This window comes from Zhengella sedimenti, from assembly GCF_046506625.1.
In the GTDB taxonomy this organism is placed as follows: domain Bacteria; phylum Pseudomonadota; class Alphaproteobacteria; order Rhizobiales; family Rhizobiaceae; genus Zhengella; species Zhengella sedimenti.
In genome coordinates this window covers 1-12,282 of record NZ_JBKFFP010000011.1, presented here as the reverse complement: position 1 = coordinate 12,282, position 12,282 = coordinate 1, and the positions used below count along the sequence as shown (strand labels likewise).

At 65.6% G+C, this 12,282-nt stretch carries 13 protein-coding genes and 1 tRNA gene; 7 read left to right on the top strand and 7 right to left on the bottom strand.

The features are described from left to right. Positions 1-49: 49 nt before the first annotated feature. Together ACLB6G_RS19765 and ACLB6G_RS19760 are read left to right on the top strand one after the other, a co-directional pair. The gene (locus ACLB6G_RS19765; RefSeq protein ID WP_410357944.1) at positions 50-478 is read left to right on the top strand and encodes a tetratricopeptide repeat protein; all 429 of its coding nucleotides are present in this window, start codon (positions 50-52) and stop codon (positions 476-478) included. A 43-nt stretch (positions 479-521) separates the two neighbouring features. Continuing rightward, positions 522-1,526 (top strand): hypothetical protein, encoded by a 1,005-nt coding sequence (locus ACLB6G_RS19760; protein WP_410357858.1) that lies wholly within the window; start codon positions 522-524, stop codon positions 1,524-1,526. A gap of 70 nt (positions 1,527-1,596) precedes the next feature. Here ACLB6G_RS19760 and ACLB6G_RS19755 read toward each other — a convergent pair whose 3' ends face one another. The 4 genes from ACLB6G_RS19755 to ACLB6G_RS19740 form a co-directional block, all read right to left on the bottom strand. Continuing rightward, complete coding sequence (locus ACLB6G_RS19755; protein WP_410357857.1) at positions 1,597-2,019, bottom strand: helix-turn-helix domain-containing protein; 423 nt, start codon at positions 2,017-2,019, stop codon at positions 1,597-1,599. Between the two features lie 91 nt (positions 2,020-2,110). After that, positions 2,111-2,944, bottom strand: coding sequence for an S-formylglutathione hydrolase (gene fghA, locus ACLB6G_RS19750; RefSeq protein ID WP_410357856.1), 834 nt, complete (start codon positions 2,942-2,944; stop codon positions 2,111-2,113). 66 nt (positions 2,945-3,010) lie between these two features. Beyond that, the gene (locus tag ACLB6G_RS19745; RefSeq protein WP_410357855.1) at positions 3,011-3,466 is read right to left on the bottom strand and encodes a YaiI/YqxD family protein; all 456 of its coding nucleotides are present in this window, start codon (positions 3,464-3,466) and stop codon (positions 3,011-3,013) included. An 8-nt stretch (positions 3,467-3,474) separates the two neighbouring features. Then, complete coding sequence (locus tag ACLB6G_RS19740) at positions 3,475-4,599, bottom strand: S-(hydroxymethyl)glutathione dehydrogenase/class III alcohol dehydrogenase (RefSeq protein WP_410357854.1); 1,125 nt, start codon at positions 4,597-4,599, stop codon at positions 3,475-3,477. 132 nt (positions 4,600-4,731) lie between these two features. On the opposite strand from ACLB6G_RS19740, the gene ACLB6G_RS19735 reads away from it, so the two are divergent. Together ACLB6G_RS19735 and ACLB6G_RS19730 are read left to right on the top strand one after the other, a co-directional pair. After that, positions 4,732-5,208, top strand: a complete 477-nt coding sequence (locus ACLB6G_RS19735) for a potassium channel family protein (protein ID WP_410357853.1) — start codon at positions 4,732-4,734, stop codon at positions 5,206-5,208. 127 nt (positions 5,209-5,335) lie between these two features. Beyond that, positions 5,336-6,583 (top strand): site-2 protease family protein, encoded by a 1,248-nt coding sequence (locus ACLB6G_RS19730; RefSeq protein ID WP_410357852.1) that lies wholly within the window; start codon positions 5,336-5,338, stop codon positions 6,581-6,583. Positions 6,584-6,604: 21 nt separating this feature from the next. On the opposite strand, the gene ACLB6G_RS19725 is transcribed toward ACLB6G_RS19730, so the two are convergent. From ACLB6G_RS19725 to lipB, 3 genes are all read right to left on the bottom strand, one after another. Beyond that, positions 6,605-7,081, bottom strand: a complete 477-nt coding sequence (locus tag ACLB6G_RS19725; RefSeq protein WP_410357851.1) for a hypothetical protein — start codon at positions 7,079-7,081, stop codon at positions 6,605-6,607. A gap of 77 nt (positions 7,082-7,158) precedes the next feature. Next, complete coding sequence (ggt, locus tag ACLB6G_RS19720; protein ID WP_410357850.1) at positions 7,159-8,937, bottom strand: gamma-glutamyltransferase; 1,779 nt, start codon at positions 8,935-8,937, stop codon at positions 7,159-7,161. A gap of 45 nt (positions 8,938-8,982) precedes the next feature. Next, complete coding sequence (lipB, locus tag ACLB6G_RS19715; protein ID WP_410357849.1) at positions 8,983-9,699, bottom strand: lipoyl(octanoyl) transferase LipB; 717 nt, start codon at positions 9,697-9,699, stop codon at positions 8,983-8,985. A gap of 169 nt (positions 9,700-9,868) precedes the next feature. On the opposite strand from lipB, the gene ACLB6G_RS19710 reads away from it, so the two are divergent. The 3 genes from ACLB6G_RS19710 (at position 9,869) to ACLB6G_RS19700 (ending at position 12,113) form a co-directional block, all read left to right on the top strand. Continuing rightward, positions 9,869-9,953: transfer RNA gene (locus ACLB6G_RS19710), tRNA-Leu, on the top strand. A 120-nt stretch (positions 9,954-10,073) separates the two neighbouring features. Next, a complete protein-coding gene (locus ACLB6G_RS19705) occupies positions 10,074-10,976 on the top strand; it encodes an NAD(P)-dependent oxidoreductase (protein ID WP_410357848.1) in 903 nt (300 codons plus the stop codon). A 123-nt stretch (positions 10,977-11,099) separates the two neighbouring features. After that, positions 11,100-12,113, top strand: coding sequence for a DUF4424 family protein (locus ACLB6G_RS19700; protein ID WP_410357847.1), 1,014 nt, complete (start codon positions 11,100-11,102; stop codon positions 12,111-12,113). Positions 12,114-12,282 lie beyond the last annotated feature (169 nt).

Genomic DNA, 12,282 nt, shown 5'->3' with positions numbered 1-12,282 from the left:
GGGCAGGGCCATGCGTTACAGGACACTCGCGCCATTCTTCGCCGTTTTCATGCTGGCTGGCTGTTCGGCCGAAAGCCTGGGCAGGATCGACACGACCGAGACCGCCGCGCTGAGCGTTTCGCGTGACATATCGGAGAGCGACCTGAAGCAGGGCAAGGCGCATTTCATCGAATCCAACTACGGGCTGGCCGAGAAGCATTTCCGCAAGGCCGTGGAACTGCGTGCCGACAATTCCGAGGCATGGATGGGTCTGGCCGCCTCATATGACCAGCTCGGGCGGTTCGATTTCGCCGATCGCGCCTATGACCAGTTGCTGCGCATTGCCGGGCGCAAGCCGCGCATCGTCAACAACATGGGCTATTCGCAACTGCTCAGGGGCGACAAGAAGAAGGCGCGCAAGCTCTTGAGCGAGGCGCGAGCGGCCTTGCCGGACGATCCGGTGGTCGAGGCCAACTGGGAACTGCTTGAAAAAAGCTGATGGGCCGGCGCGCAAGACCGGTGGCAGGAAAAGGGGAACGGACATGGGTGAACTGGTTCTGGGGGCGCCTGTCGCCGGGCTGACCAGCCGCAAGCGGATCGTGGCCGACGACGTGCTGATGCTTCGGCGCGAGGTCTTCCGCGACGGCGTCGTTTCGCGCGGCGAGGCGGAATCGCTTTTCGCGCTCGATGCATCCTGCGACGACAAGTGTCCCGAATGGTCCGACTTCTTCGTCGAGGCGGTCACCGACTATCTCGTTCACCAGGAAAAGCCGGCAGGCCATGTCTCCGATGACAATGCCGCGTGGCTCATCCGGGCGATTTCCACCGACGGCAAGGTGGACACGGCGAGCGAACTTGAACTGCTGGTCCGGGTGCTGGAAACGGCCCGCAGCGCTCCCGATGGCCTGGCCGCCTTCGCGCTGTCGCAGGTGTCGGTCGCCGTCATCGAGGGCGAGGGCGTTCTGGCCCGCCGGCGCGGGGCGCTGGTGCCGGGCTCGATCATGGAGGCGGAAGTCGAACTTCTGCGCCGCATCCTCCATGCCGGAGGCGGCAAGGGCTCCCTCGGCATTTCGCGCGCCGAGGCAGAGGTGCTGTTCGACCTCAACGACCGAACTGCCCATGCGGACAACCATCCGTCCTGGGACGACCTGTTCGTCAAGGCGCTGGCCAACCACATGATGTGCGCATCGGGCTACACGCCGCCGACGCGCGAGGAAGCGCTGCGCCGGGAAAGGTTTCTCGACGAAGGCGAAGCCGGCATCGGACAATTCTTCAGCCGCATGGTCTCGGGCGGCCTGTCCGGCATCCTCTCTGCCTACCGGCGCGAGGAAGGCATCGAGGCCTGGCATGCGGAGCGCAACGCACGGCTTGCCGCTGAAAACGAAGCGGCGCAGGGCATCAACGGCGTGGAAGCCGAATGGCTGGCCGCGCGCATCGGCCGGGACGGCCTGATCCACCGCAACGAGGCCGCGCTGCTTGCTTTCCTGCGGCAGCAAAGCCCGGACATTCATCCGCTGCTGAGGCCGCTGCTCGATCGCGTGGCCTGACCGGAACCGCCGGGCGGCATGGCAAACCAGCGGGGCGGCGTCGAGCCGCCCCGGCCGTTTGGCGTTCGGGTCAGATCATGCGGTTGAAGCGGGCGATCTCGGCTTCCAGGCGCTTGATGACCGCGCCGGTTTCATCGTGCAGCCGCTTCATGCGGGCCAGGTGGCCAGAGACGGTGCGGGCGAAATCCTCCTCGCTGCTCGTCGCCGGGGCATCGCCGATGCCGTGGATGAGCCAGGCCAGTCCGACATTGAGCACGCCGGCAAGCGTCGTCAGCCGGTTGGCGCGCGGTTCGGAGCGGTCGCTCTCCCAGGCAAGGATGGTTGCCGTCTTGACGCCGATCCGCCGGGCGAGTTGCTGCGGCGTCATGCCGGCGGCCTCGCGGGCGCGCGACATGCGTCCGCCCATCGTGTCCATGTCGGCCTCGCCGGCATAGATCGTCCCCGTGTCGTCAAATGCCGGAATGGCCGGAAGGGTGTCCCCCGGTTCAGACATGATCGTACTCCTTTTGGTTTCCGCTTCAGGTCGTGATCGTGAGCAGAGTGGCAAAAGACAGCCGATACGTCCGTCCTGTTCGCGGCAAGGACTAATACAGCCGCGCCGCGTGCCACTCCAGATGGTCATCCATGAAGGACGAGATGAAGAAGTAGGAGTGATCGTAGCCTTCCTGCATGCGCAAGGTCAAATCGATGCCGGTATCCTTCACGGCGCTCTCGAAAAGCCATGGCCGCAAGCCTTCGTCCAGGAAGCCGTCCGCCGTGCCCTGGTCGATCAGGAATTCGGGAAAGCGGGCGCCGTCGGCAACCAGCGCGCAGGCGTCATAGGCGCGCCAAGAAGCCTTGTCCGCGCCGAGATACTTCATGAAGGCGCCGGAGGACCAGTCCGCCGTCGACGGCTCGACGATGGGCGCGAAGGCGGAGCAGGCCCTGAACCGGTCCGGATGCTTCAGGGCGATGGTCATGGCGCCATGGCCGCCCATGGAGTGACCGAAGATCGACTGGCGGGCCATGTCGGCGGGGAAATGCTCCGCGATGAGGGCCGGCAGCTCACGCGTCACATAGGAATACATGTTGTAGTGGGTGTTCCAGGGCGCTTGCGTGGCGTCGAGGTAGAAACCCGCGCCCGAGCCGAACTGCCAGTTCGTCGCCTCGTTGGGCACGTCGCCGCCGCGCGGACTGGTATCCGGGCAGACGACGATCAGGCCGAGTTCGGCGGCCTTCCTGCGATATTCGCCCTTCTCGATGACATTGGCATGGGTGCATGTCAGGCCGGACAGGTACCAGACGACAGGGCAGGGGCCTTCGGCGGCCTGCGGCGGCACGAAGACGGCGAAGGTCATCTCGCACGCGCAGGTTTCGGACTCGTGCGAATAGACGCCCTGCATGCCGCCATGGGACTTGTTCTGCGATAGGATTTTCATGGATGTTCCTGTTCAGTAAAGGATTTCATACGAGCGCGCGGCTGCCGCCCGGCCTGCCTGTCCGGATCACGGGACGGCCTTCAGCGCGTGGCGGACTGTCCGGTCGAGCGCCTGAAGAAAGGCGGACCGGTCCCTGGCCGTGAAGCCGGGATTGTAGCCCTTGATCTCGCCGGCCTCGCGCAGGTCCTGCTTCAGGTTGCGCATGGCCACCGCCATGCCGATGGTCTCGGGCGTGAAGGGCCGGCCGCTCGGACCCAGCACGTGAACGCCCTTTTCCACAAGGCGCGCGGCCAGGGGCACATCGGCTGTGACGGCAACGTCATTGGCCGCGGCATTGTCGACGATCCAGTCGTCGGCGGCATCGAAGGCGCCCGAGACCACGACATTGCGGATCAACGGGTCGCGCGACGGGCGCAGGCCCGAATTGGCGACGAAGGTGACCGGCACATCGAGGCGCTCGGCCACCTTCACGATTTCCGCCTTCACCGGGCAGGCGTCCGCATCGACGAAGATCGCGGGCATGGCGCCGGTCAGTAGACCACCACCGAGCGGATGCTCTCGCCGGCATGCATCAGGTCGAAGCCCTTGTTGATTTCGTCCAGCGTCAGCGTGTGGGTGATCATCGGGTCGATCTGGATCTTGCCTTCCATGTACCAGTCGACGATCTTGGGAACGTCGGTGCGGCCGCGCGCGCCGCCGAAGGCGGTGCCCTTCCAGGTGCGCCCTGTCACCAGCTGGAACGGGCGGGTGGAAATCTCCTGGCCGGCGCCGGCGACGCCGATGATGACGCTCTCGCCCCAGCCGCGATGGGCGCATTCCAGCGCCTGGCGCATGACCTTGACATTGCCGGTGCAGTCGAAGGTGTAATCCGCGCCGCCGATCGTGTCGGCACCGCGCTTGGTCATGTTGACGATCTCGGCGACCACGTCGTCCACTTCCGCCGGATTGACGAAATGGGTCATGCCGAATTTCTCGCCCCATTGCTTCTTGTCGTTGTTGATGTCGACGCCGATGATCATGTCGGCGCCGGCCAGCCGCAGGCCCTGGATGACGTTCAGGCCGATGCCGCCGAGACCGAAGACGGCAGCCGTGGCGCCGATTTCCACCTTTGCAGTGTTGATGACAGCGCCGATGCCGGTGGTCACGCCGCAGCCGATGTAGCAGATCTTGTCGAAGGGCGCGTCGGGATGGACCTTGGCCACGGCGATCTCGGGCAGGACCGTGAAGTTCGAGAAGGTGGAGCAACCCATGTAGTGGAACAGCTTCTCCCCGCCGATGGAAAAGCGCGACGTACCATCGGGCATCAAACCCTGGCCCTGGGTGGCGCGAATCGCGGTGCACAGGTTGGTTTTCTGCGACAGGCAGGACGGGCAGGCGCGGCATTCCGGCGTGTAGAGCGGAATGACGTGGTCGCCCTTCTTCACGCTGGTGACGCCCGGACCGACATCGACCACAACGCCCGCGCCCTCATGGCCGAGGATGGCGGGAAAGATGCCTTCCGGATCGGCGCCCGACAGGGTGAACTCGTCGGTGTGGCAGATGCCCGTCGCCATCACCTCGATCAGGACCTCGCCGGCGCGGGGACCTTCCAGGTCGACCTCCATGATTTCCAGCGGCTTGCCAGCGGCAACGGCTACAGCGGCACGGGTTTTCATATCGGTGTCCTCCGGAGATTTTCTGAAAATGTCGGCGGCACATTTTCAGGAAACCGGAGCGCTTTCAACCATAGACATGTGTTGTGTAGAAATTCGTGGCGGACCGGTCCTGCGCGCCTGCCGGGAACGGGCGTGACGGTTTATAGTGCCGGCGACTCGAACGGGGAAGGCGAGGCAATGCTGCAGAACCTGGTGGCGGGAACCATCGTGATCGCGCTTACCGTGGTCATCCATACCTTCGGGCTCATCGCGGTGACGCGGGTCATGGCCTGGATGACGGCCCAATTCCGCATGAATGGCCGCCGCTCGCGGGTGCTGGCGATGATCACGGTGGTCTTCGGCCTGTTCGCCATCATGACCGTGGAGGTCTGGGTCTGGGCAGCGGCCTTCGTCCTGACCGGCAGTTTCGATGACTTCGCCACGGCGCTCTACTTCTCGACGGTGACCTTTTCCACGCTGGGCTACGGCGACGTGCTGCCGCATGAGGAATGGCGGCTTTTCACCGCGCTCGAAGGCGTCAACGGTTTCCTGCTGATCGGCTGGTCTACAGCCTATCTCGTCGCGGCGGGCATGCGGGTCGGCCCATTCAAGCCGGGCGAGCATTTCTGAACAAGCACCGGCCGCTTAATAGCGGATTCACCGTAATGCGACCGGCCGGCGCGCGTTCATGCTTCCCTAAGGTTGGTGCGACGAAACTGCGCGCCCGGCTTTCCAGGGGGACGGAGCGGAAACAAACATGGCGCTGATCCTGTTCGCGGCCCTGAACCTGGCCATCATCTTCGCTGCCATGGCAGCGCCGCTGGGGACAAGGCAGTTCACCCTTTCAAAGGTGATTCGCGCACCCCGCGCCAGGCTTTGGGACGCCCTGCATCCGTTCGGCGCGCATGCCGGCTGGTCGGGACAGATCATTGCAGCGGCACCGGACGCGGGAGGCGAAACCGGCGAGATTTCCCTGTCGTGGGTCGGGCGGGACAACCAGCCGATCCGGCGCCGGGTCGCCGTGGAAACGCTCAAGCCCGGCCTCGCCTTTCGCGAGCGTGTCCTGGAGGACAGTTCGCTGGATGCTTCCTTCTGGACCCATTGGCAAAGCCTGGTGCGGCTCACGGACCTGCCGGACGGCGCGGTGCGGGTGTCGGTCACACGGACGGACCGCTATCGCGGCGCGGCCTTCCTTGTCTTCCGCTGGTTCGCGGCACGCCGGGAACTGGTCAAGCTGAAGACCTGGGCGGAAACCGGCGTCCACCGGCCGGGCGGCCTGTTCGAGCATCCGCTGACGCAAAGCGCCATGGCCGGGCTGTCGGCGCTCATCCTGTGGCCCGTCTTCGGCCTGACCGCCACCGGCTTCCTGCTGGCTCTTGCCCTGACCCTTGCCATCGCCCTCCATGAACTCGGCCATATCGCCGCGTTCCGTCTGATGGGACACCGTTCCGCGCGCATGATCTTCATTCCCCTGCTGGGCGGCGTCGCCATTGGCGGGCGTCCCTATGATTCGCGTCATGAAATCGCGTTTGTCGCTCTGATGGGTGCCGGTTTCTCGGCCCTGCTCGTGCCGGTGGCCATCCTTGGCCATGAACTCGCCGGCGCTGCCGGCCAGGGCAGCCTGGCCGCGTTTCTCGGTGCGCTTGCCGCCTGCGCAGCTTTCTTCAACCTGGCAAACCTGGTGCCGGTCTGGAAATTCGATGGCGGGCAGGTGCTGCGCCAGATCACGCCGGAGCGAGGACCGGGTCGGCTGCTGGCGTCGATGACGGTGCTGCTTGCCGTGGCCGGGTTCGGCTGGCTTGGCGGGCTGTCGGTGCAAGCCCTTCTCACGGGCTGCGCCGTCATGGCCCTGCTCAGCATGATGACTGCCAATACCGGGGTGAAGCCGCGCGCGGCGATGAAGCCGATCACCGGCCGTCAGACGGTACTGATTGCCTGTGGACTTGCCGCAGCCATCGCCGTTCACGGCAGCGGCGTTGTGTGGGCCATGCAGGTCTTCTTCTGATACGCAAAAGCCGGGGACCCGTCAGCGGCTGACCCTGCGAACGGCCCAGGCATAGGTATCCGTGACGATGTGCACCGGCTGTTGCGCCAGGCCGGCAATGGTTTGCCGCTCGGGCAGGGCGGCGCGGATGGCCGCAAGGGCGCGCGCGGTCAGCGCCGGCTCGCCCCCGGTTACGGTTTCGCCGTCAGGAGGAACAGACCCCACATCGGCCTTCGGGCGCGGCGGATCAACAACGCGGCCGGCCTCGACGAGGATCATCGCGGGGGCTTCGCGAGCGCCATCGCCGGCAGCAACTGGCGGATCATCGCGCGCCGGCGCCTGGCAGGTGGCGACGATCACCGGATAATCTGGGGATTCGATACGGGTCAGCTGCGCTTCGGTGGCCGCGTCGCAAGCCGCCACGGTCTCGAAGCGCTGCGGCACCGTTTCGATATAGTGGCACCGGGTCGCGGTATCGTCGCAACCCAGCAGCGTCATGATGATCAAGGCCGTCTGCATCGCCCGCCGTTCCGTTTCCTGCTTTTTTCGCCGCGAAGCGCTCGCAGGAAAAAACGGCGCAATGATGGAAGGAGTTTTCAGTCCGCCAGCGCCACGCCTTCCCGGCGCGGGTCGGCGCCGCCTTCCACGCCCTGGGCCGTGAAGGCAATTCCGTGCAGGCCGGAATTGAGGTCACGCACCGAAACGTCGAAGCCAAGCGCCTTCAGGTCATCGGCCAGGCCTTCGGCAGCGGTTCCCGCCTCCAGGTCATAGGGGCCGAAACGGTTGGTCAGATGCGGCAATGCCACGGCCTGCTGGATGTTCATCCGCCAGTCGATCAACGCGATGATCGTCTTTGCAACATAGGGAATGATGCGGCTGCCGCCTGGCGAACCGATGGCGTAGGCCGGCTTTCCGTCCTTCAGGATGATGGTGGGCGACATGGATGAACGCGGCCGCTTGCCGGGCTCCACCCGGTTGGCAACCGTCTGGCCGTCGCCGGTCTCGGGCAGGAAGGAGAAGTCGGTCAACTGGTTGTTGAGCAGGAAACCCGCAGCCATGAGACGCGCGCCGAACCCGTTCTCGATGGAGGACGTCATGGACACGATGTTGCCCTGCGCATCCACGATCACGAAGTGGCTCGTGGAGGGAACCGGCAGGTCGATGCCGCTGTCGCGCCGTTCGGCCTTGTCCCATGGCGGTTCGCCCGGCGTCACGTCCTCAGCCGGCAGGGCCGTGTCGCGGCGCAAAAGGGTCGAGCGCTCCCGCAGGTACTGCTCGTTCAACAGCCCCTTCGGCATGGAGACAAAGTCGCTGTCGGCCATGTAGCGGCCGCGGTCGGCGAAGGCGAGGCGGGTCGCATCGCCGATCAGGCGCCAGCCTTGCGGATCGTCGGGACCGAGCCCTGCCATGTCGAAGGGCTCCAGCAGGCCGAGGATCTGGCCGACGGTCAGCGCGCCGGACGAGGGCGGGCCCATGCCGCAGACATCGTGGCCGCGATAGGCGACACAGACAGCCGGGCGCTCGATGGCGCGGTAGGCCTTCATGTCGTCGACCGTCAGCAGGCCGGGATTGGCCGCATGAAGCCGCACGGCATCGACAATCCGGTCGGCGATCGCCTCTTCATAGAAGGCGCGGGCGCCGGCCTGGGCTATGGCGCGCAGGCTTTCGGCATAATCGTGGTTGCGCAGGATCGCCCCGGCCTGCAGCGGTTCCCCATTCCGGTCAAGGAAATAGGCGCGGGTGGATGGCTGGGCTTCCAGCCTGTGCCTGTCGGCGGCGATCAGCGCCGCCAGCCGCGGGGAGACGGCAAAGCCCTCTTCGGCAAGGTCGATGGCGGCGGCAAAGTTGTCTGCCCAGGGCCGCTTGCCGAATTTCGCGTGGGCCATCTCCATCAGGCGCACGACACCGGGAACGCCGACCGAGCGACCGCCGACCACGGCATCGAAAAAGTCCATCGGCTTGCCATCCGGCATCCGGAACAGGTCGGCCGTGGCTGCCGAGGGGGCGGTCTCGCGCCCGTCTATCGTCGTCAGGCTTCCGGTTTGCGAATCGTAGTGAACCAGGAAGGCGCCGCCGCCCATGCCCGACGATTGAGGCTCGACGAGGCCCAGCACGGTCTGGACCGCGATCATCGCATCGACGGCCGAACCGCCGGCCTTCAGCACATCCATGCCGGCGCGCGCGGCAAGCGGATTGGCAGCGGCAACCATGGGGCCGGACCCGCGCACCGGTTCGGCCGGCTGCGCCAATGCCGGCGCGGAGGAGACTTCCGGCTGAATGGCGTCGGCTGCCTGCTGGGCGTGGGCGCGAGGCGGGGAAATCGCAAGGCCGGCCAGTACGGCCAACGTGACGGTCAGTAGCGGTTGCCTTGCCATGGTCCTGTCCTCCGGCGCGGGTTTCTCCCGCAACGCGCCCGCTGCTCAGGCCGGGGCGGCGGGACCGAACACATCCTCGAAAGCGGCTTTCAGCGCGATGTCGAGGTCGTCCATGGTAACCGGAAGTCCCAGATCGACAAGGCTCGTCACGCCGTGGCCCGAGATGCCGCAGGGCACGATGCCGGAAAAGTGTTCAAGTTCCGGCTCCACATTGATGGCGATGCCGTGGAAGCTGACCCATTTGCGCAGGCGGATGCCGATGGCGGCGATCTTGTCCTCCGCCGGACTCCCATCCGGCAAAGCGGGTTTTTCGGGCCGCATCACCCAGACTCCGACCCGGTCCTCGCGCCGTTCGCCGCGAATGTTAAAGCGGGCCAGTGTGGCGATGATCCAGTCCTCCAGCGCGGCGACGAAGGCGCGAACGTCCTCCCGCCTGCGCTTCAGGTCGAGCATGACATAGGCCACGCGCTGGCCGGGGCCGTGATAGGTGTATTCGCCGCCGCGCCCGGCCGGGAAAACCGGAAACCTGTTCGGTGCGAGGAGATCCGAGGCGCGCGCGGAGGTGCCGGCCGTGTAGAGCGGCGGATGTTCAACCAGCCAGACCATCTCGCCTGCCTTGCCGGCGCGAATCGCTTCGGCTCGGGCTTCCATGAAGGCCAGCGCGGTCTCGTAATCGGTCAGGCCGGGCTCGATGCGCCATTCCACCGGCGCAGACCCCGGAGCGGGCTGGAATCCGGAGGCAAGGGCGGCGCGTTCGTTCATGGTGGTCTTCCCGTGTGGACTTGGCCTTCTATATCGCGCTTGGCGGCTTTCGCGGCAAGACCGGGACCGTCGCGACCGGGGTCGACAAAAAGCGCGCTTTCGCACTTGTAAGGCCATGGGCGATTTGCTACATCGCCGCCTGCCGGTTCTGCCGGCCCTTTCGTGACGTGCGGTCGTGGCGGAATTGGTAGACGCGCAGCGTTGAGGTCGCTGTGGGGCAACCCGTGGAAGTTCGAGTCTTCTCGACCGCACCATCACCCGACGAACCCGGCCCCGTGCCGGGTTTCGCGTTTCAGGGCCTTCCTTTCGCGCCAATACTTTACAGGTCGTGGCCCCGCGGTCATTGTCCCGGACGCGCATGGAGGAGGAGCAACATGGCAAAACCCGTCATCGGATTCATCGGCGTCGGCCTCATGGGGCACGGCATGGCCAAGAACATCGTCGAGAAGGGCTATCCCCTTGTCATCATGGGCCATCGCAATCGGGCGCCCGTCGACGACCTGGTCGCGCGCGGCGCAGAGGAAGCGAAGACGGCAAAAGACCTCGCCTTGCGCTGCGACATCGTCCACATCTGCGTCTCGGGCAGTCCCCAGGTGGAAAGCGTGATGCGCGGGGAGGACGGAATCCTTGCCGGCGCGCATGCCGGATTGACGGTCATCGACTGCTCGACCTCCGATCCGGTCAGCACGCTGGCCCTCGCCGGAGACTGTGCCGCCGCGGGCATCGCCTTCGCCGACGCGCCGCTCAGCCGCACGCCGAAAGAGGCCGAAGCCGGCACGCTCGACACGATGGTCGGTGCCGACGAGGAAACCTTCGCCCGCATCCGGCCGGTGCTGGAGTGCTGGGCGGGCGTGATCGTCCATCTCGGGCCCGTCGGTTCCGGTCACAAGATGAAGCTCATCAACAATTTCATCGCCATGGGTTATGCCGCGCTCTATGCGGAGGCGCTGGCGCTGGCGCGCAAGGCGGGCCTGACGCCGCAACAGGTGGATTCGGTGATCCGGCCGGGCCGCATGGCCAACGGTTTCTACGAGACGTTCATGAAATGGACGCTGGACCGCGACGAGAAGGCCCACCTCTTCACCATCACCAATGCCCACAAGGACATGCGCTACCTGTCCAACCTCGCGACGGCGACGGGCGCGGTAAACCCGGTGCAATCGGCAGTACGCAACAGTTTCGCGGCGATGGAGGCGGCGGGCGAGGGGGCGCGTTTCGTACCCATGCTGGCCGATTTCGTCGCCGGCATGAACGGCCTGTCCGGAAAGGACGACTGAAGGGACGTGCACTGCGCGCCGCGATGCGAAGGCTCTGCAGGCGTATTGACCGGTGTCATGGCGCGGCGGCTACGGATCGCGTTTTCTCGAAACGAAGATCATTCGTCTTGCCGGAGGAAATCGATGAGGAACTTTGCGAGAGGACTGGGCCTGGCTGTTTTCATCGCTGGCGCCGCCGTGCCGGCAGCCGCCTATGACGGACCGGTCTACGAGCATGTCGGCGTCTATGGCCTGGCGATCGGCAGCGATGAAAGCCTGGCAGTCCGTGCCAGCCGCTACGTGCTCTCGCCGGAACGGCTTTCCGCAAGCCTGCGGGTGGAGAACTACGGCAAGGCGCCGGTCACCAGCCACGTCCATTTCCAGTTCAAGCCGGTCATGGTGTGGCATTCCGACAATGCGCCGGCCTTCGGGCCGCTCGAAGGGTCCGATCTGCTGGCTGTCGAAGCGACCGTCGGCGATGCGCCGCTGTCCGGCCAATTGCATACCAGCGCCCTGTTCAGGGGCATGGAGGTCAGTGACGATCTGGCGTCCGCGGGGCTCGGCCTGCTGCCTTTCCGATCCGGCGTGGCAGGCGGTGACCCGGAGAAACTTGAAACCTTGCGGGAGAGGGGCATCCTTGCCCGGTTCGGCCCGCAATGGGCGCTCAACGTGACGCGATCGTGGCCGGTTTCCTTCCAGCCCGGCGAGATCACCGAGTTCCGGGCCGAGGCGAAGCCAATCCTGGGCGAATATGTCGAGGGGCTGACGGTTTTCCCCCACGATCCGGGCAAGCTGCAATTGGGGATAGAAGGTCCGCCCGTTTCCAGTCTCTGCCTGAGCGATGACCAGGAGAAAAGGGTGCTGACGCTGTTTCGTGCCATAGGCGGGGATGGGCCTGCCTGGCCTTACACGATCCGCGACTATTCGCTGACGCTGGTATCCCCGGCCGTGGAGTTCACCGGCATCTACGGCATGGAATTCCGGATCGAGCCGGGCAAGCCCGGCGACATCGTCGCGGTATGCGGCGGTGCCTTCGAGGAGCAGGCCGACGGTTCCATGGTCTGGAAGACCGACAGGACCGATCCGCAGGAGTTGCGGATTCACTTCGTCGAGATCGAACCGCAATACCGTTCGCTGGCGATCGGAGGCCGGGAATAGCGGCGCCGCAACGTCACTTTGGCGCCCCGGAAAGAAAAAGCGAAAAACCGCAAAAAAGGGCGTTGACAGGCGAGGCTGCCCGACCCTATAAGCCGCTCACAACGAGGGCGGCGGCGCTGCTGGCGACAGCGGGCTGCGCCCTTGAGTTTCCGAGAAGGGCTCGATTGAG